19 protein-coding genes and 1 other RNA gene are annotated in these 22,401 nt (G+C 54.0%); 18 read left to right on the top strand and 2 right to left on the bottom strand.

Going from position 1 to position 22,401, the window contains the following annotated elements; all coding sequences use genetic code 11:
* Positions 1 to 65: 65 nt before the first annotated feature.
* On the bottom strand, positions 66 to 548 hold the full coding sequence (locus tag WMO23_RS01915) for a hypothetical protein (RefSeq protein ID WP_020310925.1): 483 nt from the start codon (positions 546 to 548) through the stop codon (positions 66 to 68).
* Between the two features lie 190 nt (positions 549 to 738).
* Here WMO23_RS01915 and WMO23_RS01910 point away from each other — a divergent pair, with 190 nt between their 5' ends.
* Positions 739 to 2,076, top strand: coding sequence for an MATE family efflux transporter (locus WMO23_RS01910; protein ID WP_292281459.1), 1,338 nt, complete (start codon positions 739 to 741; stop codon positions 2,074 to 2,076).
* 171 nt (positions 2,077 to 2,247) lie between these two features.
* Here the strand turns inward: WMO23_RS01910 and WMO23_RS01905 are convergent, their stop codons facing one another.
* Entirely contained in the window at positions 2,248 to 3,810 is a 1,563-nt protein-coding gene (locus WMO23_RS01905) for a nitrite/sulfite reductase (RefSeq protein ID WP_020310923.1), read from the bottom strand.
* A 231-nt stretch (positions 3,811 to 4,041) separates the two neighbouring features.
* Here WMO23_RS01905 and WMO23_RS01900 point away from each other — a divergent pair, with 231 nt between their 5' ends.
* From WMO23_RS01900 to WMO23_RS01820, 17 genes are all read left to right on the top strand, one after another.
* On the top strand, positions 4,042 to 5,469 hold the full coding sequence (locus WMO23_RS01900; RefSeq protein ID WP_239639865.1) for a sensor histidine kinase: 1,428 nt from the start codon (positions 4,042 to 4,044) through the stop codon (positions 5,467 to 5,469).
* Positions 5,466 to 6,152, top strand: a complete 687-nt coding sequence (locus tag WMO23_RS01895) for a response regulator transcription factor (protein ID WP_349173131.1) — start codon at positions 5,466 to 5,468, stop codon at positions 6,150 to 6,152. Before WMO23_RS01900 ends, WMO23_RS01895 begins: the two co-directional genes overlap by 4 nt.
* A 121-nt stretch (positions 6,153 to 6,273) precedes the next feature.
* The gene (locus WMO23_RS01890) at positions 6,274 to 7,812 is read left to right on the top strand and encodes an ArnT family glycosyltransferase (protein WP_349173130.1); all 1,539 of its coding nucleotides are present in this window, start codon (positions 6,274 to 6,276) and stop codon (positions 7,810 to 7,812) included.
* Positions 7,813 to 7,893: 81 nt separating this feature from the next.
* Positions 7,894 to 8,190, top strand: coding sequence for a hypothetical protein (locus WMO23_RS01885; RefSeq protein WP_349173128.1), 297 nt, complete (start codon positions 7,894 to 7,896; stop codon positions 8,188 to 8,190).
* A gap of 341 nt (positions 8,191 to 8,531) precedes the next feature.
* Complete coding sequence (locus tag WMO23_RS01880) at positions 8,532 to 9,221, top strand: tRNA (adenine(22)-N(1))-methyltransferase (RefSeq protein WP_292302008.1); 690 nt, start codon at positions 8,532 to 8,534, stop codon at positions 9,219 to 9,221.
* Positions 9,206 to 10,324 carry a Nif3-like dinuclear metal center hexameric protein gene (locus WMO23_RS01875; protein WP_292298651.1) on the top strand — a complete coding sequence of 373 codons (1,119 nt, stop codon included), beginning with the start codon at positions 9,206 to 9,208 and terminating at the stop codon, positions 10,322 to 10,324. The genes WMO23_RS01880 and WMO23_RS01875 overlap by 16 nt, the downstream gene beginning before the upstream one ends.
* A 255-nt stretch (positions 10,325 to 10,579) precedes the next feature.
* Positions 10,580 to 11,224: a thiamine phosphate synthase gene (thiE, locus tag WMO23_RS01870; RefSeq protein WP_020310916.1), complete on the top strand. Its 645-nt coding sequence runs from the start codon at positions 10,580 to 10,582 to the stop codon at positions 11,222 to 11,224.
* Positions 11,225 to 11,643: 419 nt separating this feature from the next.
* An RNA gene (gene rnpB / locus WMO23_RS01865) (RNase P RNA component class A) lies at positions 11,644 to 11,991 on the top strand.
* A gap of 291 nt (positions 11,992 to 12,282) precedes the next feature.
* Positions 12,283 to 13,506: an aspartate kinase gene (locus WMO23_RS01860; RefSeq protein WP_020310915.1), complete on the top strand. Its 1,224-nt coding sequence runs from the start codon at positions 12,283 to 12,285 to the stop codon at positions 13,504 to 13,506.
* 9 nt (positions 13,507 to 13,515) lie between these two features.
* Positions 13,516 to 13,815 carry a hypothetical protein gene (locus WMO23_RS01855; RefSeq protein ID WP_020723737.1) on the top strand — a complete coding sequence of 100 codons (300 nt, stop codon included), beginning with the start codon at positions 13,516 to 13,518 and terminating at the stop codon, positions 13,813 to 13,815.
* 189 nt (positions 13,816 to 14,004) lie between these two features.
* On the top strand, positions 14,005 to 14,370 hold the full coding sequence (acpS, locus tag WMO23_RS01850; RefSeq protein ID WP_296818532.1) for a holo-ACP synthase: 366 nt from the start codon (positions 14,005 to 14,007) through the stop codon (positions 14,368 to 14,370).
* A gap of 459 nt (positions 14,371 to 14,829) precedes the next feature.
* Positions 14,830 to 16,482: an NAD(P)H-hydrate dehydratase gene (locus WMO23_RS01845; RefSeq protein WP_349173124.1), complete on the top strand. Its 1,653-nt coding sequence runs from the start codon at positions 14,830 to 14,832 to the stop codon at positions 16,480 to 16,482.
* Position 16,483: 1 nt separating this feature from the next.
* Complete coding sequence (locus WMO23_RS01840) at positions 16,484 to 17,416, top strand: ComEC/Rec2 family competence protein (protein ID WP_301876793.1); 933 nt, start codon at positions 16,484 to 16,486, stop codon at positions 17,414 to 17,416.
* 1 nt (position 17,417) lies between these two features.
* Complete coding sequence (locus WMO23_RS01835; RefSeq protein ID WP_020310910.1) at positions 17,418 to 17,636, top strand: DUF3006 family protein; 219 nt, start codon at positions 17,418 to 17,420, stop codon at positions 17,634 to 17,636.
* A 214-nt stretch (positions 17,637 to 17,850) separates the two neighbouring features.
* Entirely contained in the window at positions 17,851 to 18,912 is a 1,062-nt protein-coding gene (locus tag WMO23_RS01830; protein ID WP_302680766.1) for a protein-tyrosine phosphatase family protein, read from the top strand.
* A gap of 375 nt (positions 18,913 to 19,287) precedes the next feature.
* Positions 19,288 to 20,613 carry an S-layer homology domain-containing protein gene (locus WMO23_RS01825; protein ID WP_349173121.1) on the top strand — a complete coding sequence of 442 codons (1,326 nt, stop codon included), beginning with the start codon at positions 19,288 to 19,290 and terminating at the stop codon, positions 20,611 to 20,613.
* A gap of 364 nt (positions 20,614 to 20,977) precedes the next feature.
* Entirely contained in the window at positions 20,978 to 22,348 is a 1,371-nt protein-coding gene (locus WMO23_RS01820; RefSeq protein ID WP_302680767.1) for an S-layer homology domain-containing protein, read from the top strand.
* Positions 22,349 to 22,401 lie beyond the last annotated feature (53 nt).

The following is a 22,401-nucleotide window of genomic DNA, read 5'->3' as shown; positions in this document are numbered from 1 at the left end:
CGCCCCACGTGGACGCCCCTACAAAAAAGAGGCTGTCGCGCATGCGGCAGCCTCTTTTTGCCCCCTCACCGCTTATGCAGCGGGTCGTATTTCCAATGATGGGCGTATTCTTTTAGACTTTCGGCGACGGCGTATTGGGCCGTATCGGTATAGACCATTTGCGTATCTACGGACTCTTCCCAGATGGGGACAGGCCAGTCGCGGGGCGGTTCGATGTAATAGAGCAGGAATTCCCTGGTCTTTTCGATGAACCATTCCGGCAGGCGGGGGTGGAATTTCTTGTAGAAGATGAACAAGTGGATGTGATTGGGCATGACCGTGAACTCTTTGATGATGGCAATCTGGTTGTTCCGCTGCATGGCCTTGAGGGCCCGCGTCGCCGCCATGCCCCAGGCGGTCGGCCGCCAGATGTGCTGTCCCTGATAGCGCAGGACTTTCCCCAGTGTTTCTTCCTTTTGATACGTACAAAAGGTGATGAGCTGGCACCGGGGAACGGTAGAGAAGGGTTCCCGCCATGCAGGAAGGGAGAAAAACGGTTTGTGATACATGGGCAACACCTCCGAAAAAAACAAAACGTTTAAAACAAGATGCGTGTTACGCCTATTGTACCCTGGAAATATGAAAGGGACATTAAAAAATCAGGGGCCTTGATTAAAAAATGATTAAAACTTGTTTTTGTGCCCTATCATGCTATAATAAAACTATTTCACTCCTTGTTATTAGAGAAAGGACGATTCCATGGTTCGCAGTATGACTTCGGGCAATCCCATCCGCCTCATCCTGGCTTTTACGGTGCCCCTTTTAATCGGCAATGTTTTCCAGCAATTTTATAATATCGCCGACATCATCATCGTCGGCCGCACTATCGGCGTCAATGCCCTGGCCGCTGTCGGCGCCGTGGCACCCGTCTTCATGGCCGTCTTCGGCCTGACGATCGGTTTGTCTTCCGGTTTTTCCGTCATCACGGGTCAGCGCTTCGGTGCCGAAGACATGGACGGCGTGCGCCGGTCTGTGGCGACGTCTGCCATGCTGGCCCTGGTCATCACCCTGATGCTGACGGCCTGCGTGAGCCTGGCCATGCCGCTCATCATGCGGCTCATGAACATTTCAGATGTCCTCTACGACGACGCCTATCATTACATGCTCATCGTCGTCCTCGGCCTGGTAGCCATGATGAGCTATAATCTCCTGTCCTGCATCTGCCGGGCCCTCGGCGACAGCCGGACGCCACTTTATTTCCTCATCGTGTCGTCTCTCTTGAATATCGCCCTGGCCCTGTTGTTCATCGTCGCCTTTGGCTGGGGCGTCCCCGGCTCGGCCATCGCCCTGGTCATCGCCCAGGCCGTATCGGCCGTGCTCTGCCTGTGTTTCATGCGCCGCCGCTTTCCCATGCTGCGCCTGACCCGAGCCGACTGGAACTTTGACTGGCCCTTTGCCTGGCAGCATTTGCGCCTGGGCCTGCCCATGGCCGTCCAGTTCCTTATCATTTCCATGGGCATCCTGGTCCTGCAGTCGGTCTGCAATACCTTTGGCCCTGAAACGATTGCCGGCTTCGTATCGGCGACGAAAATCGAACAGCTGGCCTTGCAGCCCATGATTTCCTTCGGCATCGCCATGGCTGTCTATTCGGCACAGAACTACGGCGCCAGCCAGTATGGCCGCATCCGCCAGGGCGTCCGTCAGTGCTCCCTCGTGTCCCTGGTATTCTGCCTGGCCGCAGCCGTGGCCATGTACAGCTATGGCCGGGAACTCGTCAGCGTCTTCACGACGGACCACGACGAAGTCCTCATGGAACAGGCTTTCCTCTATCTGAAGATGTCCGTCCCGTTCTATCTCTTCCTGGGCCAGATCTTCGTCTACCGCAACGCATTGCAGGGCATGGGCATTTCCAGCGTGCCCCTCATCAGCAGCATCCTGGAACTGGGCGGCCGCAGCGTATCGGCCCTGGTTCTGGCCGCCATGTGGGGCTACTTCGGCATCTGCTGTGCCAGCCCTATTTGCTGGGTCCTGGCCTGCCTATTTACAGGTGGTTCCTATTTCTGGGTCATGCACACCATGAAGGCCAACGGCTGTTAAAAAGGGAAGGGGACAGTCTATGAATACAGAGAAAGAAAACAATATGACTTCGTTAGGAGTATGAAGCATTTTTTTAGCAAGCTGATTGGGAAAACGTACATATTACAAAGCGGGCGCCCCGCGTGGCGCCTCTACAGAAAAAGCGCCGTCCGCGAGGACAGCGCTTTTTTTCTATTCAAACTGATTGACTAATTCTATGAGTCTTTCTTTATGCTGGGGATACCATTCGTTGTAGGACTGGTTGGCATCGAAAAGGGTCTGGTTGAGGGCCAGGAAGAAGTCGGGCAGGTGCTCGATGGTGATGACCCCGATTTGTTCGCCCATGACGCCTTTACCGATGGCGTAGTTGCCTCCGGCGTAGATGTTGAAGGCCGGTTCCATTTTGTCGCCGATTTTTTTGCTGGCGCCGCGCAGGCCCAGAGGAGCCAGCTGCTGGACCGTGCAGTTCGACGGACAGCCAGAGAAGTGGCATTTCGGCAGGAAGTGGCTGTCGATGCCGCGGTCTTTGAAGAGCTGGGCCAGTTTGACGAAGGTGCCGTGAGAATCGCGCAGGCCCTGCTGGCAGACCGTAGCGCCGATGCAGCTGACGGAATGTTCAAAGGCCGTCGTCGCCGTGTCGTCCGCCGTGAGGGCAGCGACTTTACGGGCTTCGTCTGCCGTGAGGTTGATGATGTAAGCCGTTTCGTCGGCATTGAGGCGGATTTCTGCGCCTTCCATGGTCTGGAGGGCCTTGAGCAGGTCGTGGAAGACGGAGAGTTTCGGCGTGCCGCCTAAAGGCTTGTATTCGACGTAATAGAGGCCGGCCTGTTTCTGTTTGCCAATGCGGCCGTCTTCGAGGACGCTGTCATCGGCGCCGCTCTTAGCTAACGGCGTTTCTTCTTCGATGGTCAGGCGGTAATCGCCTTCGGCCTTGGCTTTGGCGACGGCATCGCGGACGGCCTGGCGGAAGGCATCGTCGCCGAGCTTGGTGAGGATGAAACGCGAACGGTTCTGGCCGCGGTGTTCATAGTCGCCGTATTTCATGTAGACGTCCCGGCCATAGCCCAGGATGTAATAGGAAATATCCTGCGGATCGACGCCTTCGTCGATGAGGATGCCGAAGCGCGAGCCGTTGAGTCCGAAGCCGCCGCCGGCATAGACGTCGAATTTGTGGTCCGGCCGGGCCACGAAGCCCAGGTCCTTGAAGGTCGCATGGCCTTCGTTGTCCAGGCCGCTGGAGAAGCTGATTTTATATTTACGCGGCAAGTTGAATTTGGGAATGCAGTTGATGACGAAGTTGGCTGCTGCCTTGATGTACGGCGTCATGTCGAAGTATTCGCCCGGAGCGACGCCATGGAGCGGGCTGGCCGTGATGTTACGCGGATTGTCGCTGCCGGCGCCGACGCAGTAGACGCCGTGGTCGAAACATTCCTGATAGAGAGCGAGGACTTCTTTTTCGCCCAAATGATGGAGCTGCAGGGCCTCACCTGTCGTGAAGTGGACGAGGTCGATGTCGTAGCGGTCGAGGACGTCCTTCAGGAAAGCGATGTGTGCCGGTTCGATGGCACCGCCGGAAAAGCGCAGGCGCAGCATGGTGCTATGGGCCCCCCGTTCGCCATAGCAGCCGAACTTGCCCGACGTCCCCTTATATTTGGCCGGCGGCAGTTCCTTAGCGTAAAAAGCCTGCGTCGCTTCGACGAACTGCGGGAAGCGGCGGCTGATTTCTTCCTTTGTTTCTTTTGTGATTTGAGTCATTTCATAAACACCCCTTATTTAATCGAAAACTATACTAGATTTGTACCCTATTATAACAGACTTTTTTAAAGAGGGCAAAAGATTCACCAGAAAATTTGCTTTTTGTTATATTTTTGTTTAACCTTAGTATGTATATATGTATACTAGAAGAAAATTTAGAGAAACCAGGTGAGGACTATGCAACTCCGGGACTGGCGGCTGCGCAAGCGCCTCCTTTTTTCCAACTTTATCATGATTTTCATTCCCGTCCTGTTTACGGTCGTCGTCAGCATCGCCATCTTTTTGGCCCTGCAATTCGGCAACATCAACCGGGCCAGTATCATTTCCTTTATCTGGCCTGAGAGCGGTCAGAACATGTCCATCCAGTTCGAGCTGAGCCGCCTTCGTGTCCGGGCCGATCAGTATAATGGCAACATGGACCGTCTCCTCCAGGCCGCCGATCATTTGGAGGACCAGGGCCTCAATGTATCCATTTGGCGCGATAAGGAAGACCTCTACGATACGGATGGCATCGACAAGGTGTACCTGCGCCAGCAAGTCATGGCCGGTCATCGTCAGGGCCATGCCGACTTTACCTGGACTGGCGAAGGCCTGCGCTTTTACTACGTCTCGCCTCATACGGACATCCATTTGGCCGTCGCCGGTGCCGTGCCGAGTTATTCCGAAAACGAGTACATCGACTTGTCATCGAAGGACATCTTGAAGGTCGCCTTTTACGTCCTGGCTATTCTGACTATCTTGCTGACCATCCTCGTCGGCCTGAAACTGTCGCGCTGGATGGCCGGCCAGATCGTCGGTCCCGTCGAAAGGCTGCGCAATATGGCCGATGCCATCAGCCAGGGCGATTTGGACCATCCCGTCCCGATTTTGTCGCGTGACGAAATCGGCGATACCTGCCAGGCTTTTGAAAAGATGCGCCTCCAGCTGCGGGCTGCCCGGGATACGCGGGAAAAATACGACAAGAACCGCAAGGAACTCCTGGCCGGCATTTCCCATGATTTGTCGACGCCTTTGACGAAAATCGAAGGCTATGCCAGCGGCATCCTCGACGGCATCGCCAATACGCCGGAAAAAGAACGGCACTACCTGGGCATGATCGTCGATACGTCGCGCCACATGGCCGGCCTGGTCCGGACGCTCTTCCTCTTTTCCAAGCTCGACCTGGGCCAGGTGCCCTTCCATTGGGAAGACGTCGACGTGGCGGCCTATTTAAAGGATTATATTGGCGAACAGACGGACCATTTCCACCAGCAAGGGCTGGACGTGACCTTCCAGTCCTCCCTGGACAAGGCCGTCATTTCTATGGACCGTCAGCAGTTCCAGCGGGTCATTGAAAATATCCTGGGCAACAGCTTGAAATATAAAGACCAGGCCGTCGGCCATCTGGCCATTATCCTGACCGATGGCGGGGAAGGGGCATACCTCCTTTCTTTTGCCGATGACGGCTGCGGCGTCGAAGAGAAGGAACTGCCGAAGCTCTTTGAAAGTTTCTACCGCACCGACAAGGCCCGGACCAATGTGGCCAAGGGAAGCGGCTTGGGCCTGGCCGTGGTCCAGCAGATTGTCCATGCCATGAAGGGAAAAATCTGGGCCCAGGCGACAGTGCCTAAGGGATTGACCATTTGCATTTCGTTACCGAAAGGGGAATCACATACATGAAACGTATCTTGATTATTGAAGACGACCAGGGCATTGCCGAATTGGAAAGGGACTACTTGGAAGCCAATGGCTTCAGTGCCGACATCGCGGTCGATGGCAAGACAGGGGAAAAGAAAGCCCTGGAAGACGCCTATGACCTCATCCTGCTGGACATCATGCTGCCCGGCCGCGATGGCTTCCAGATTTGCCGGACTATCCGCGAAACCCAGGACATCCCGATCCTCATGGTATCGGCCCGGCAGGAAGACATCGACAAGATCCGCGGCCTCGGCCTGGGCGCCGATGACTACATCGTCAAGCCCTTCAGTCCCAATGAGCTCGTAGCCCGCGTCAAAGGTCACCTGGCCCGGTATGAACAGCTCACGTCCCGCGAAGTCCATCGCGACGTCCTGCACTACGGCGACTTGGAAATCGATGAGAGCGGCCACCGCGTCTTCGTCAAGGGGAAAGAAGTGACCCTGCCCAATAAGGAATTCGAGCTCCTCTTGTTCTTTGCCAAGAATCCGGGCATCGTCTTCAGCAAGGAGACCCTCTTCGACCGCGTCTGGGGCAGCGAAGCCCTGGGGGAAACGGCGACCGTGTCGGTCCACGTCAACCGCATCCGCGAAAAAATCGAAGAGGATACGGCCAACCCCCGCTACATCGAAACGGTCTGGGGCGCCGGCTACCGCTTCCGGGGTTAGCCTGACGGAATTTTTTACGGTTTTTTCTCGTTTTGTTATCGCTCTGTTTATCTTTTATTTAACTTCCCTTCCTATACTGATACCATCAAAACGGTAACGAATAGGAAGGGGAGTTTTTATTATGTATGAATTTCGTGCAAAACAGGAAGACGTGGCCCTGTCGGTATGGCAGCGCCTGTGGCAGAAAATCATGGCTTCGCCGGCTGCCATCCTCCTGGTCCTGGCAGCCATCCTCTGTTTTGTGGCCAACCACCTGCTGGTCGTCACGGACCCTGTCGAATCGAACTATGTTCTGACGGCTAAGGAAATGCTCGCTTCTGGCGACTACTTCTCACCGCGCATCTTCGGCAATTACTGGTACGATAAACCGATTTTCTTCTATTGGGAACTCATTGCCGCCTTCAAGCTCTTCGGCATCAGTAATTTCTCGGCCCGCTTTTTCCCGGCCCTATTCGGTATGGCCGGCATCCTCCTGGCCTATGGCTTCACGGCCCGCCTCTACGATAAGAAGACGGGATTCCTGACCGGCCTCATCTTGCTGACGACGGTAGAATATTTTTACCTCTCCAAGGCCATCATTACGGATATGACCCTCTTCGTCTTTTATTCGGCCTGCCTCATGGCCTTTTACATCGCCTACAGCGAAGGCAAGCCGCGCTGGTATTACCTGGCCTACGCCTTTGCCGGCCTGGCCGTCCTGACCAAAGGGCCTATCGGCTTCTTCCAGCCCGGGCTGATCATCCTGCTTTTCCTCGTATGGCGCCGGGATCTCAAGGCCCTGCTGCACATCAAGCTCTTTTCCGGCCTGATCCTGTTCCTGGCCATCACCCTCATCTGGTATGGTCCGATGTACGCCATGCATGGCAGCGACTTCGTCAGTCAGTTCATCGGCGTCCATAACGTCCTGCGGGCTACCGTTTCCGAACATCCTCAGTTCAATGTCTGGTATTATTACAGCGCCATCTTCCTGGCCGGCTTCATCCCCTGGGTCTTCACTCTGCCCCTGGCCTGGCGCGACTATGGCCTGACCCGGAAAATCGCGGCGGCCTGGCGGGAAAAACGACTGCGCCTGCCTGCCTTGTCCATGAAGACCCAGTTCCTCATCGTCTGGGCGGCTACGATTTTCGTGACCTATCAGCTCATGGCGACGAAATACATGACCTATACCTTCCCGTATATGATTCCCCTGGCCATCGGCTTTGCGTCGTATTTGAAGAAATATGACCGCCTGGTCCTCAACATGGCCGGCATCGTCCTGGCCATTTACGTAGCCGCTACGTGTACGGTCATCGTGCCTCAGTGCCAGCAGGCTTCGGCTTATGATGCCGCCCAGGTCGTCAGCGGCCTGGCCGATAATGAAACGGCCGTCGTCACCTATGGCGGCCGCTACCCCGTATCCCTGACCTATTATTCCAATCATCCGGCTTATCGCCTGGAACAGGCTGATGACATTGCCAATAAACTGCCTGGCGGTATCAGCTGGAATGCCAAGAACGTCATGCCCTTCATGGCTATCGAAGACCTGCCGAACCATCCTAAAGTCCTGGCCGTCGTCCGCGACCGCGATGAAGCCCACTTCCTCCAGGAAGTACCGGGGAACTGGAAATGGCGCACCCAGAAAGGCATTTGGGCCATATACCAAAAAGAAGCCGATTTGTAGCCCTCCTGAAATGGCCTTGTGACTGAATTGTAACGGCTCATGAGTATACTATGAGTAACCTAAATAAGGAGAGTGATACTTATGAAGAAGTTCAACTATATAGTACGCATGATGCTGGTTTTGGTCGTTACCTTCATGACCTTCAGCGGCGCCGCCCTGACGGCCCAGGCCGCAGGCCCCAGAGATTATCCACAGCGCTGGGAACAGCACGATGACCGCGACTATCGTCATGATGACCGCAACTGGGAAAAAGAACGGAAAGATTGGGAAAAGAACCATAAGACATCGACCCAGAAAGATGTCGACAAAGCCAACCGTAAGGCCAACATCGCCATCGGCATGGCCGCCGTCGCCACCATCATCGCCTTGACGAAGTGAGTGGGAATAATAGTGGCTAGTGGTTCATGGCTCTCCTTATAGGAGAGCTGTCAGCGAAGCTGACTGAGAGGTTGCTCTTTAAAGTTTGTAGTACGGAGTTTGTAGTTTGGAGAAGATGGTTTTAAATTTAAAACCATTCGCTAGCTACGAACCACTTAAAAGGGGCTGTCGCACATGCGACAGCCCCTTTTTTCGACGAACGATGAACGACCTACGACTCTAACCGCTAACCCCTAACCGCTAACCCCTAGCTACGAACCACTAGCCCCTTTCAATTCTCGTCCCGTCTGTTATAATAGGGAGTGCAATTAGATTCTGTTTATAAAGGAAGTGTTTATATCATGAAATTAACGGACCGCCTGGCTGCGGCTGTATCCCTCATTCCACAGGGGGCCGTCATTGCCGACATCGGGACCGACCACGCCTATATCCCGGTCTCCGTCTGTGAGAGCGGCCACTGTCCGTCGGCCATTGCCGCCGATATCGTCCCGGGACCGCTGGCAGCGGCCGTGGCCCACGTCCGCGGTGCCGGCTTGACCGACCGCATCGACTGCCGCCTGGGTGACGGCCTGACCTGCGTCAAAGCAGGGGAAGTCGATGGCGCTGTCATCTGTGGCATGGGCGGCCCGCTGATGGTGCGGATACTCCAGACTTCCTATGCGGTCTGGCAGTCTTTGAAATTTGTCGTCTTGCAGCCCCAGAGCGATGCCGGTGCCTTGCGCCGCTACCTGTATGAGCATGGCTGGCACATCGAAGACGAACGGCTGGTCATCGACGACGGCCGCCTTTACGAACTGATGCGGGCCGTGCCGGGACAGGCCGGGGCCCTGCCGGACTGGATCTATGACATCGGCCCCGTGAACTGGCAGCGCCGCGACCCGCTGCTCGGCCGCAAGATAGACATTCTCATGGAAACAAAAGGGCACATCTTGGAAGGCCTGAAGAAGAGCCGCAAAGATGTGCACGAACGGATGGAAAAAATAGAAAGCGAATTGCGCTTCTGGAGGGAATTGAAATGGCAACTACAGTAGGTGAAATCGTCAAAGTATTGAAAGCTTGGGCGCCGTTGTCGCTCAAAGAATCGTGGGATAATCCGGGCCTGCTCATCGGCAGCCCTGACGAACCGGTCGATAAACTCATGGTCACCCTGGACGTCATGATGGGGACCGTCGATTATGCCATCGAACACGGCATCCAGATGATCGTCAGCCATCACCCGGTCATTTTCGATGGCTTGAAATCCCTGCGGACCGACACATACAGCGGCCGCATGTACCAAAAACTCCTGGCCCACCACATTTCCGTCTACAGCGCCCATACCAACCTGGATAGTGCCGACGGCGGCGTCAACGACGTCCTGGCCCGCCTCCTGGGCTTGACGGATTTGAAGGGCCTCGTCCCCGTCGCCGAAGATAAACTCTATAAAATCGCCGTCTACGTCCCGGAAAGCCATGGTGACGCCGTCCGCCAGGCCTTGGCCGACGCCGGTGCCGGCTATATCGGCAACTACAGCGACTGTTCCTTTACGGCCAAAGGCGAAGGCCGTTTCAAAGCCCATGAAGGGACGCATCCCTTTATCGGTGAAATCGGGCAAGTCGAAAAAACGGCAGAAGAACGGGTCGAAACCATAGTCCCCGAAAGCAAGCTCCGTCAGACCGTACAGGCCATGCTGGCCGCTCATCCCTATGAAGAACCGGCGTATGACCTGTATCCGCTGAAAAATGCCGGTCATCCCTTCATGATGGGCCGCGTCGGGACCTGGCCGACACCGGAACCGGCTATGGACGTCTTGAAGAAAATCAAAGGCCTCCTTCATCGCGATGCCTTGTCCTATGCCGGCGATACGGACGTCATCGTCCGCCGCGTCGCCCTTCTCGGAGGTGGCGGAGCTGGCTTCATCAAACTGGCGAAAGACGCCGGTGCCCAGCTTTACCTCACAGGTGATGTCAAATACCACGACGCCCAGGAAGCCATCCGACAGGGCATCGTCGTCGCCGACGGCGGCCACTTCGGCACCGAATCGCCTGTCGTCGCCGACCTCTGCCGACGCCTGGAACAAGCTGCCGAAGAACAGCAATGGCACATCACCTGCGAAACTGACCCGACCAGTAAGGACATGCTGCATTATATGTAAAGCGCCTTATGGCGCGCCGTTCGCAGGTCGCAGGCCGCAATGGCTCCCCTGATAGGGGAGCTGTCAGCGAAGCTGACTGAGAGGTTGATTTCCTGTCAGATAGTGCCGCTGTGAAATTCAACCACAGCCCATGCTTGTCCAATGGCGGGTTTTTACGAGCCACGAGCCACGAACCACGAGCCACGGCCTTCCAAGGCGACCAGCGAACTGCGGGGCCGTCAGGCCCCATTAATTCCCATAGAAAGGAAACGTATCATGACTAAAGAAGAACATGTAAGACATTTATTAGAAGACCCGGTATATGCCATTATGGGCAACGAGGAACTCTGCCTGGGCCGTAGCAATATGGACGTCGCCAAGGAATTGATCGCGGCTGGCGTCACGATTATCCAGTACCGCGAAAAACATAAGAAATGGCGCGCCAAGTACGAAGAAGCCAAAGCCATTGCCCAGCTCTGCCACGACCACGACGTGACCTTTATCATGAACGACTCGACAGACCTGGCCATCGCCTGCGGCGCCGACGGCATCCACGTCGGCCAGGATGATGCACCGGCCCAGATCGTCCGTCAGCTCGCCGGCCCGGACGTCTTCATCGGTGTATCGACCAATACCGTCGATGAAATGAAACAGGCCCTGGCTGACGGTGCCGATTACGTCGGCTTCGGTCCCATGTTCCCGACACAGTCCAAGAAAGACGCCGACGAAGTCGTAACGCCTGAAGCCAAGGAATATGCCCTTAAATTCGACCTGCCCGTCGTCACCATCGGCGGCATCAGCCTGGCCAACATCCGCAGCCTCTACGACGAAGGCTTCCGTTCCTTTGCCATGATTTCCGCCATCGTAGGCCAAAAAGACATCAAAGGCGCCGTAGAAAAAATCCGCCGGACCTTGCGTTAGCTATAAGCGAATAGAGCTTATAGCGCCGGTCGCAGTTCGCAGACCGCCGTCCGCAATGGCTCCCCTGATAGGGGAGCTGTCAGCGAAGCTGACTGAGAGGTTGATTTCCTGTCAGATAGTGCCGCTGTGAGGTTCAACCACAGCCCATTCTTGTCCAATGGCGGGGTTTTACGAGCCACGAGCCACGAACAACGAGCCACGGCTCTTTCCTCGGATTTAGATGCGGCAGTTCTGCCGCGACAGACTCATGATTGTATTACGACCATGTATCACCTGTCATAAATGCCGGCTGTGCCCGAGATTCACGGCGGCCTGCGACCTGCGGGGCCATCAGGCCCCTGATTCGATGAACGGAATCGGCCTGCGGGCCCGTCAGGCCCTTGACTCTCATCATCAAATATGGTATCCTATACGAATGATGAGTATGAAAAGCAATCGCTAGTGCTTTTGCATTAGAGGAAAGTCCGAGCTCCGTAGGGCAAGATGCCGGCTAACGGCCGGCGAAGGTGACTTTAGGGATAGTGCCACAGAAATGTGTACCGCCACGCAAGTGGTAAGGGTGGAACGGTGCGGTAAGAGCGCACCAGCGGTGCAGTAATGCATCGGCTAGGTAAACCCCATCTGGAGCAAGACCGAATAGGGGAGGGATGAAGCGGCCCGCTGATCTTCCGGGTTGTGTCGCTTGAACATGCTGGCAACGGTATGTCTAGATAGATGATTGCTGCTGCGCAAGCAGAACAAAACTCGGCTTACTGATTACTCATCACCTTGTGAATCTAAAAGGACTGTTACACGAAGGCATAGGCCATCGTGGACAGTCCTTTTTTTATGTTTGAAAACGGCCATTTCATCACGATGAACGAAGAACGACCTACGATGAACGGACGGCGGCCTGCGACCGGCGAACTGCGGCCTGCGGGCCTTTAGGCCCTACAAGCCCTTTACATTTCCCCTTGTCCATGATATCATTTCAATAAGTGGTTTCAGATGGTAATAAACCATAATAATGAATTACCATGATAATGAATACTTAAACAAACAAAAGCGAGGGATTTAAGTTGGCATTAATCGTTAAGAAGTTCGGCGGCAGCTCCGTTGCGACACCGGACAAAATGCGGGCTATTGTACAACGAGTCTTAAAAGGCAAAAAGCCTGAAGACAAAATCGTCATCGTTGTTTCGGCAATGGGGGATACTACCGACGATTTAGTGACATTAGCAAAGCAGATTACCTCTAAGACTTACGGCCGTGAAATGGATATGCTCCTGACGACGGGCGAACAGGTCTCCATCGCCCTCATGGCTATGGCTTTCCAGGAAGCCGGCCAGAAGGCTATTTCCTTTACCGGTGCTCAGGCCGGCATCAAGACCAGCGATTCCTTTAACAAAGGCCGTATCCTGGCATTGAAACCGGGCCGCATCATGAAAGCGCTGGATCAGGGCAATATCGTCGTCGTCGCTGGTTTCCAGGGCATTACGGGCCATGGCGATATCACGACGCTGGGCCGCGGCGGTTCCGATACGACAGCCGTTGCCATTGCCGGTGCCATCCATGCTGATGTTTGTGAAATCTATACCGACGTTGACGGCGTATACACGTCCGATCCCCGTGTCGTTCCCAATGCAAGGAAAATCGAACAGATTACATACGGCGAAATGCTGGAAATGGCGAAACTCGGCGCCGGTGTCATGCAGCCCCGTGCCGTCGAAATGGGCAGCCGCTTCGGCGTCCCCATCCATGTACGCTCGACTTTTTCTGAAGATGAAGGAACTATGATACAGGAGGATTGCTCTATGGAAGTCAAACAGTATCTCATCCGCGGCGTCGCTTCGGATAAAAATGTTGCAAAAATCACCGTTTTAGGGATTCCCAATAAACCGGGCTTCGCTTATCGCGTTTTCGCTGAATTGGCAGAAAAACACGTCGACGTCGACATGATCGTCCAGAGTGTCCGCATTGCCAACGAAGGCGTAACGGATATTACCTTTACCATTGCCCGTACGGACCTGGAACAGGCCAAAGCTGTCTTTGCCAATCTGCGCAAGGAAATGCCTGTCGAAGATATCCTCATCGATGATAAGATGGCTAAAGTTTCTGTCGTCGGTGCTGGCATGGCTGGTCATCCGGGCATCGCTGCCGGCATGTTCGGTGTCCTTGGCGATAACGGCATCAATATCGAAATCATTTCCACTTCGGAAATCAGCATCACCTGCCTGATTGCAGAAGATGTCATCGACAAAGCCGTCAAAGCTATCCACGCGCACTTCTTCGACGAAGACTGAGGGGGATACATGTCTGTATTGGATAGCTTTACAGAAGAGATGTTGCAGTCTGAACTGCCCAAACGGGTCATCCTCGAACGCCTGACCCATGGCCTGGAAGTAGAAAAGCCGCCGCAGTTTGCCATTCCGGCTCCCAAATACACCTTTGAGACCAATCTGCACGGCTTCCGTTACGACTATCAACATCAGACCGTCACCATTTCCTATAAAGTAGCCCACGGCCTTCATGACGATATGACCGTATCCTTTATGACTTTCCGGGTCATCCTGGAAGGATTGGGCGTTTGTATCCGAATGCAGAAGTGGTAGTGAAATACAGAGGGGGTTGTCGCCAATGCGGCAGCCTCCTTTTTGTGGTGAAGGAGGGGAAACGCCGTTCGCAGGCCGCAGATGGCCGGCCGCAATGGCTCCCCTGATAGGGGAGCTGTCAGCAAAGCTGACTGAGAGGTTGAGAGGCATGCGTAGGGGCCGTCAGGCCCAAAAAGGAGGGGAAATGCGATGCACTGCGGAACCGATATCGTACAAATCAGCCGTATAGCGGACATGGCCGCCCGTCACGGCCGTTCCCTGGGCCGCTTTTTTACCGCACAGGAACTGGCTTATTGCCAGCGGAACGATGGTACCTGGCGGGCGGAATCGCTGGCCGGCATCTTTGCTGCCAAAGAAGCCTTATTTAAAGCTTTGGGGACCGGTTTCCGACAGGGGAAATGGACGGACGTCGAAGTCTGTCATGACTCGTTGGGAGCTCCGTATTATCAGCTCCATGGCTATTACGCCCAGGCCGTGGGCCAGGATAGCCAGCTGCCGTCCCTGTCCATCGCCCACGACGGCGATTACGCCATCGCCTTCACCGTGTTAGGGTAGAAAAAACGCAGTCCGCAGACCGCAGATGGCAGTCCGCCATGGCTCCCCTGATAGGGGAGCTGTCAGCGAAGCTGACTGAGAGGTTGATTGGCTGTCAGATAGTGCCGCTGTGAGGTTTAACCACAGCCCATTCTTGTCTAATGGCGGGATTTTACGAACCAAGAACCACGAGCCACGGCCTTTCCTCGGACTCAGATGCGGCGTTGCCGCGACAGACTCAAACTGAGAACGACGCTTCGGGAAGCCCTCAGCGCGTAGCGGGCCGCCTTTACAGGCCGGCCTCTACGGTGGCCCCGGATGGGGCAATTTTACGAGCCAATGGTTTCCCGAGGCGATGTCGTCCCTTTGAGTTTGACGCCGCGCAGCGGCACGGCATTTGAGTCCATGGCGGCCTGAGATGGCGGGGCCGTCAGGCCCCATTACACGCGCCCTTTTCAATAAAAATAGGAGAGAATTACTATGCAAAAAGTTACTACTGCCGCTCAGATGCGGAATATGGATCGGATAGCTATGCATGGCATATATGCCATTGCGCCGGCTGTCCTCATGGAAAATGCCGGCCATGCCGTTGCCGAACGGGCCGGTGCCTGGCTGGAAGGCTGGAATGGCAAGGATGTCGTCCTCTTTTGCGGCAAAGGCAATAACGGCGGCGACGGCTTCGTCATTGCCCGCCATATCTTAGCCGCCGGGGCCAGGGCCTATGTCTATGTCCTCGGGGAAGAAGCCGACTATAGCGATGAAGCGCGTCAGCACTTGCATACGCTGCAGCAGCTGGCCGACGATGAAACGTGCCTGCTCTTGCCGGCGCCGCAGTCGGAAGCTGACTGGCAGGTCCTGCAAGAACGGCTCCTCGCCTCTTCTGTCGTCATCGACGCCATGTTGGGGACGGGCTTCCACGGCAGCCTGCGCCAGCCCATTGCCTCTATCGTAGCGGAAGTCAACGCCGCTGCCGCCGCCGGTGCCGTCACGGTCATCGCCGTCGATATGCCGACTGGCGTCAACTCCGATACGGGGGCTGTCAGCAACGGTGACGACGATGAAGACGGTCCGCTCTTTGCCGATATGACCGTCACCTTTGGTGCCCTCAAACGGGGCCTGGTCCTCTATCCCGGCCGGGCTTGTGCCGGCCACGTTGAAGTCGACCCCATCGGCATGCCTGGTCCGCTGCTCATGCAGCTCGAAGAAGACCCGGCTTATTTGCTGCAGGAATCGGATATCGCTGAAATCGTCGTGCCCCGCAGCCCGGACAGCCATAAAGGAACTCACGGTACCATCGCTATCGTCACCGGCAGCAGCCAAATGGCCGGAGCCGCCCTCATGGCCGCTCATGGAGCCGTCCGCAGCGGGGCCGGCAAGGTCTTCCTCCGCGTGCCCGGTGCGACGGCGCCGTACTGCATCGGCGCCCAGCCGGAAATCATGGTCCGCGGCGTCGGTACTGGCGACCACTTCACCGCTGCTGATGCCGATGAAATCATTGCTGAAAGCAAGACCTGGTCCGTCCTGGCCATGGGCCCCGGCATGGGCCGCGACGCCGGGACGAAAGAATTTCTCCTGAAAGTCCTGGCCGCTGTGGATTGCCCTGTCGTCCTCGATGCCGATGCCCTCAACCTGCTGGCCGGAGAAAAGGCCCTCATCGCTTCGCGGGGCAGCCGGATTATCATGACGCCGCACTTGGCCGAATTTTCTCGCCTCAGCGGCCTGTCCATGACGGAAATCAAAGCGGACCCCATCGCGGCAGCCCGTCATTTTGCCTCGGAATGGAAAGTCAACCTCGTCCTCAAAGGGGCGCCGACGCTCATCGTTTCGGCCCGGACGGGGAACGTCTACATCAACTCCACGGGCAATGCCGGCATGGCCTGTGGCGGCATGGGGGACGTCCTGACCGGCATGATTGCCGCCATGACGGCCCATCAGGGCATGAGCGATTTGTGCAGTGCCGCCTGTGCCGGCGTCTATCTCCACGGATCAGCCGGCGATGCCTGCCGCAAAGCCTGCGGCCCCTATGGCTTTACGCCCATGGAAACAGCCGATGCCCTTCCCGGCGTCCTGGCTTCTTTAGAAGAAGATTTGGCCCTGCCCATTTTGCAGCAGCCCTTGATTGGAGGAAAATAAATTGAAAAAAAGAAAACTCTTTACCGCCGCCCTGGCCCTGGCCATGAGCTTCATGCTCGTCCTGGCCGGCTGTGGCAACAGCGCGTCGTCCAGCTCGTCTGGTGGGGCCAAGGCCGTCCAGTCCCTGAGTGCCTCTGACAAGGACCTGCGCATATCCGTCCTCAACGTCGGTCAGGCCGATGCGACGCTCATCCAGTATAAAGGCAAGAATATGCTCATCGATACAGGCGAAGTCGACAGCCGGGCCGATTTGGTCAAACAGCTCAAAGAACGCAAGGTCAAGGATATCGACATCATCGTCATCACTCATCCCCACGGCGACCACCTGGGCGGCATGGCGGAACTGTTCAAGGACTTCAAAATCAAGCAGATCTATGACAATGGCCAGAGTGCCAATACGGCCATGTACCGCAATTACCTGAAAAACATCAAGGCCAAGAATATTGCTTATAAGACCTTGAAAAAGGGCGATACCTTCACCCTGGGTGATGACGTCACCTTTACCGTCCTGTCGCCGGGCACGCCTTTCACTAAAGAAAATACCCAGAGCGTTTCTGAAAGCGGCCTGACCAATGACAATTCCATCGTCTGCAAGATGACCTATGGCCAGTTCTCCATGATGTTTACTGGCGATGCCCAGAAAGAAGTCGAAGAAAAGATCCTCAAGGACTATAAACCAGCTGACCTCAAATCGGACGTCCTCAAAGTCGGCCATCACGGCAGCAAGACCTCGTCGTCCGACGCCTTCGTTAAAGCCATAGCCCCGAAAGCGGCAACCATTTCCTGCGCCGCCGGCAACCAGTACAAGTTCCCGCATGAACCGACGCTGAAGACCTTGCAGAAATACAACGTCGAAGTCTATCGCACTGACCGCAACGGCGTCATCACCATTACCACCGACGGCTCGTCATACAGCATTGAAAAGGAGCATTGATATGAAAAAAGAACTCGTCGGCAGCATCGACCGCATAACCGAACAGACAGCCTACATCATCCTCAACGACGATGAACACGAACTCCAGTTCCCACTGGAACTCTTGCCAGACGGCGCCGATGAAGGCATGGCCTTCACTATCACCATCGAACGCAACGAGGAAGAAGAAAAACGACTGGCCGAAGAAATCGAGGCCTTGAAAGAAGGCCTCTCCCAATAGGGAGAGGTTTTCTTTTTGCTCTTCCCAGGATTCACGGCGGGCTCGCCACGTGCGAGCCCCTACGGAATCGCATACAGGCGATGGGAATGAGTGCAGGCCGCAAAAAAAATACACGGCCAGCGGGGCCGTCAGGCCCCTTATATATATTCCCTAACACGTTTTACTAAACACACATAATGCATGAAAATAAATAATTACTACAGGAGGTAATTTTATGATTGGGTATAAAAAAATCGCAGTCATCTTGGCCGTTTTTTCGGCTATGGGGCTGGCTGTTCAAGGTCAGGAAAATGGCGATAGCATCGCGCTTTCTACGAATGTACCCACGTCTTTGCCGGCTTTGGCGCCGGCAGCGTATCGCGGTCATTTCTGGCGTGTCGATGCAGAAAATGATGCAGGTCTGCCACGGAATTTTCGCACTTGTCAGTCATCTTTTCACGGAGTGGAACATAAATATGCATCTGAGGTGGATCCGTCTTATGTTCCGTCCCGGAAGGGCTTGGATGACCTGCGTATTTCCGGGTCCGGCCAGTTTTCGGCCCGCCAGTTCGACGCCCTCGTCCATGAGCTGCGGAAAAAGACCCGGGGTCCTATTTATGACGTCGACTTGCGCCAGGAGTCACACGGCTTCTTCAATGGCACGGCTATCAGCTGGTATGGCCGTCACGATTGGGGAAATATAGGAAAGTCCCAGGCCGAGGTTCTCATCGATGAACAGCAGCGCTTGCAGGCCGCTTTGGGGACAGACGTCACGGTCTACGACCAGGGGAAAGGCGATTTGCCCGTTCATCCTCAGATTATGACCGTACGACGCGTCCAGACGGAACAGGAACTGGCAGAAAGCAAAGGCGTTCACTACGTCCGCCTGGCCAGTACGGATCACCTTTGGCCGACGCCGGGCGAAATCGACGCTTTCCTGGCCTTTGTTCGCACTTTACCAGACGACGCCTGGCTCCATTTCCATTGCGAAGCCGGAGCCGGCCGGACGACGGCTTATATGGTCATGTACGATATGATAAAGAATCCCGACGTGTCCTACCGGGATATCGTCTATCGCCAGTATGAAATCGGCGGCAACTACACGCCACACGATGTATCCCGTCCCAAACGAGGCGATTGGAAAGGACCGTATTATCATGAAAAACACGAAATGGTGTCCTTATTTTATCAGTATGTACAGGACCAGACGAAACAGGGATGGAGCCAGTCATGGTCACAATGGTTACAGAATAAAAGAATGAGAGTCAATAACGTTTATAACGATAACGACATATAAAACGACAAGAAATGTATAAATAACCATTTACAAAATTTTTATGCAAAAATAAGCTTTAGGAAATCAAAAAATAAGACTAAAAAATGGAAGCTGAATGGCGCTGTTAAGCCAATCTTTATTTCGCTAAAACTGGTTTGTAGATATAGAGTTTTGACAAGCGCCGGGAAAAGTTGTATAATAACTGCAACAGGTGTGGTGCGGATGCAGGCAACACCTGCGGAAAGAGCAAAAAAACAGTACCTTTTTCAAGGCAGTAAAAGAGAGGAAACTAGGACAACTCGCCAATGAACCCTTGGAAAAAATACGTTTCGGCGCTCGCTAGTAACGGTGTAAGACTTTACGAAACTTATTTTTATTGGAAAAGGGGTAATTCTCATGAAATCCAAAGTATTAGCAGCTCTCGTAGCAACTATGGCTGTTGGCGCAACCTGCGCATTCGCAGCTAACCCGTTCGTCGACGTACCGTCTGACAGCTGGGCTTACAAATCCGTCGTAGAATTGGCTGACGCCGGCATCATCCAGGGCGTTGACGGCTCTTACTTCCAGGGCAACCGTAACATCACTCGTTATGAAGCCGCTGAAATGGTCGCAAAAGCTATGGCTCACATGGACAAAGCTTCTGTCGAACAGCGCGCCCTCATCAACAAACTCGCTGACGAATATGCTGACGAACTCAACAACCTCGGCGTTCGCGTAAGCGCTCTGGAAAACCGCGTTGGCAACGTCAAACTCACCGGTGACGCTCGTGTCCGTTACATCCATCAGGACAGCGATGACCAGGGCAAAGGTGAAGTTAAGAATGATGATTCTTGGACTTATCGTGTTCGTGTTCGCGCTAATGCTCAGGTCAACGACCGTACAAAAGTCGTCTATGGTATCAGCACCAACAATGTAAGCTTCGCTGATAATAGCACAGCTAGCGATAGCAAGGATAATAACATCTTCACGGATCGCGCTTATGTTGACTACAACTTCGGCGGCAACAACTGGGATTTGAAAGTTGGCCGTGATGAATATGACATGGGCGGCGGCCGTGCTTATGGCTTCCTCTATGGCGATACCTTCGACGGTGCGCAGTTGAAATACAGCAACGATAAATTCGCTGCTACCGCTGGCTATGGTAAATTTAAAGAAGGCGTCATGGGTGGTGACAATAGCGTAGTAGATTCCCATGAAGCTACAAAAACTGGCTATGGCGAATTAGAAGGCTTCTTCGGCGGCGGCCGTGCAGCTGGTTCGGCTATCGGCGTTTACTACAATGATTTCAGTGGTAACAAGTCCTTCAATTTTGACGATGCTTGGGGTGCTTATGGCAGCTTGAACCTCGGTAAATGGAATGCTTTGGCTAACTACGAAAAATACAATAGTGAAAACAGCAAAGCAGATGATCCGGAAGTATGGGTTGGTAAGATTACTTACAATAAAGCTAACTTCGCTACGCCGAAGTCCTGGGACGCTTGGGTTGAATACCTCAATGCCGACAACGGCTTTGCTGATGCAGATGGCAAATTCATCGGTTCTACTTATGGCTGGAGAAACGGTAGCCTCTTGAACAACGTTAAGTCTTGGGGTGCTGGCGTCGACTACACCTTCGCTAAGAACGCTCAGTTCCAGGTAATGCAGTCCTTCGCATCTGAAGCTAAAGAAGGCAGCAACGACCCGGGCGAAGAAACACGCGCTCAGTTCGTATTCGTATTCTAATCTCTCCTTTCACAGGAAGATTACAAAGACCACTCAGAAATGGGTGGTCTTTTTTTATATATATTCCTAATTGGCATAATACGTAAAACCTGGCTATTTTATGCCCTTTATGAGGCTTTTTAGTATGGCAAAAACTTACATAATTTTGACAAAATTTACAAAATAAGGTATAGTGAAAAATAACTAGTGTAGTGCGTCGCAGGTATACTAGTGAAAAGAGGTACGAAGAAACAGACAGTCTGAGGCAGTAAAAGAGAGGAAACTAGGACAACTCGCCAATGAACACTCAGAAATATGTTTCTGTCTCTCGCTTGTAACCGAGTAAGGCTTTAGGAAACTTATTTTTTGAAAAGGGGTAATACTCATGAAAACAAAAGTATTAGCAGCTCTCGCAGCAACTATGGCTGTTGGCGCAACCTGCGCATTCGCAGCTAACCCGTTCGTCGACGTACCGTCCGACAGCTGGGCTTACAAATCCGTCGTAGAATTGGCTGACGCCGGCATCATCCAGGGCGTTGACGGCCAGTACTTCCAGGGCAACCGTAACATCACTCGTTACGAAGCCGCTGAAATGGTCGCCAAAGCTATGGCTCACATGGACAAAGCTTCTGTTGAACAGCGCGCCCTCATTAACAAACTTGCTGACGAATATGCTGACGAACTCAACAACCTCGGCGTTCGCGTAAGCGCTCTGGAAAACCGCGTTGGCAACGTAAAACTCACTGGTGACGCTCGTATCCGTTACATTCACCAGAGCGAAGGCGACCGTGTAAAAGATACGGCTAAACAGCCGACCTTTGAAGATACGGGTCGTGTAAATGATGCCACGAAGAATGATGATTCCTGGTCCTATCGTGTCCGCGTCCGTGCCAATGCTCAGGTCAATGACCGCACGAAAGTTACTTATGGTATTAGCACTAATAGCATAAGCTTTGCTGACAATAGCACGGCTAGCGATAGCGATAATAACAATATCTATACGGACTTGGCCAACGTTGATTACAACTTCGGCGGCAACAACTGGGACCTCCTCGTAGGCCGTTATGAATATGACATGGGCAATGGCCACGGCTATGGCTTCCTCTATGGCGATACCTTCGACGGCGCTCAGTTGCAGTATCACAACGACAAATTCGCAGCTACCGCTGGCTATGGTAAATTTAAAGAAGGCTCGATGGCTACAGATACTGATGGTGTCAAGACCGGTTACGGCGAATTAGATGGCTTCTTCGGCGGCGGCCGTGCAGCTGGTTCGGCAGTAGGCGTTTACTACAACGACTATACTGTGGCTGGCGGTAGTGATCGTACAGGTAGCTTTGATTTTGATGATTCCTGGGGCGCTTATGCCAGCGTTAACTTCGGTAAATGGAATGCCCTGGCTAACTATGAAAAATATAACAACACGAATAGCTCTAAAGACGATCCGGAAGTATGGGTTGGCCGCCTGAGCTATGGTGCTGCCAACTTCGCTACACCGAAATCCTGGGATGCTTGGGTTGAATACCTCAATGCCGACAACGGCTTTGCAGATGGTAAGGGTAACTTCATTGGTTCTACCTATGGCTGGAGAGAAGGCAGCCTCTTGAACAACGTTAAATCTTGGGGTGCTGGTATTGACTACACCTTCGCTAAGAACGCTCAGTTCCAGATCATGCAGTCCTTTGCAACCAGTGCAAAAGACGGCAATGCTGATCCGGGCGAAGAAACACGTGCTCAGTTCGTATTCGTATTCTAATCTCTCCTTTCACAGGAAGATTACAAAGACCACTCAGAAATGGGTGGTCTTTT

This window comes from Megasphaera intestinihominis (assembly GCF_040096415.1).
Taxonomy (GTDB): domain Bacteria; phylum Bacillota; class Negativicutes; order Veillonellales; family Megasphaeraceae; genus Megasphaera; species Megasphaera intestinihominis.
The sequence above is the reverse complement of the archived record's forward strand: the minus strand, read 5'-3'. Positions and strand labels throughout refer to the sequence as shown.

Bases quoted from the DNA above. Each gene is read 5' to 3' on its own strand.
- WMO23_RS01915 (WP_020310925.1), bottom strand. From the start codon at position 548: ATGTATCACAAACCGTTTTTCTCCCTTCCTGCATGGCGGGAACCCTTC.
- WMO23_RS01910 (WP_292281459.1), top strand. From the start codon at position 739: ATGGTTCGCAGTATGACTTCGGGCAATCCCATCCGCCTCATCCTGGCT.
- WMO23_RS01905 (WP_020310923.1), bottom strand. From the start codon at position 3,810: ATGACTCAAATCACAAAAGAAACAAAGGAAGAAATCAGCCGCCGCTTC.
- WMO23_RS01900 (WP_239639865.1), top strand. From the start codon at position 4,042: ATGATTTTCATTCCCGTCCTGTTTACGGTCGTCGTCAGCATCGCCATC.
- WMO23_RS01895 (WP_349173131.1), top strand. From the start codon at position 5,466: ATGAAACGTATCTTGATTATTGAAGACGACCAGGGCATTGCCGAATTG.
- WMO23_RS01890 (WP_349173130.1), top strand. From the start codon at position 6,274: ATGTATGAATTTCGTGCAAAACAGGAAGACGTGGCCCTGTCGGTATGG.
- WMO23_RS01885 (WP_349173128.1), top strand. From the start codon at position 7,894: ATGAAGAAGTTCAACTATATAGTACGCATGATGCTGGTTTTGGTCGTT.
- WMO23_RS01880 (WP_292302008.1), top strand. From the start codon at position 8,532: ATGAAATTAACGGACCGCCTGGCTGCGGCTGTATCCCTCATTCCACAG.
- WMO23_RS01875 (WP_292298651.1), top strand. From the start codon at position 9,206: ATGGCAACTACAGTAGGTGAAATCGTCAAAGTATTGAAAGCTTGGGCG.
- thiE (WP_020310916.1), top strand. From the start codon at position 10,580: ATGACTAAAGAAGAACATGTAAGACATTTATTAGAAGACCCGGTATAT.
- WMO23_RS01855 (WP_020723737.1), top strand. From the start codon at position 13,516: ATGTCTGTATTGGATAGCTTTACAGAAGAGATGTTGCAGTCTGAACTG.
- acpS (WP_296818532.1), top strand. From the start codon at position 14,005: ATGCACTGCGGAACCGATATCGTACAAATCAGCCGTATAGCGGACATG.
- WMO23_RS01845 (WP_349173124.1), top strand. From the start codon at position 14,830: ATGCAAAAAGTTACTACTGCCGCTCAGATGCGGAATATGGATCGGATA.
- WMO23_RS01835 (WP_020310910.1), top strand. From the start codon at position 17,418: ATGAAAAAAGAACTCGTCGGCAGCATCGACCGCATAACCGAACAGACA.
- WMO23_RS01830 (WP_302680766.1), top strand. From the start codon at position 17,851: ATGATTGGGTATAAAAAAATCGCAGTCATCTTGGCCGTTTTTTCGGCT.
- WMO23_RS01825 (WP_349173121.1), top strand. From the start codon at position 19,288: ATGAAATCCAAAGTATTAGCAGCTCTCGTAGCAACTATGGCTGTTGGC.
- WMO23_RS01820 (WP_302680767.1), top strand. From the start codon at position 20,978: ATGAAAACAAAAGTATTAGCAGCTCTCGCAGCAACTATGGCTGTTGGC.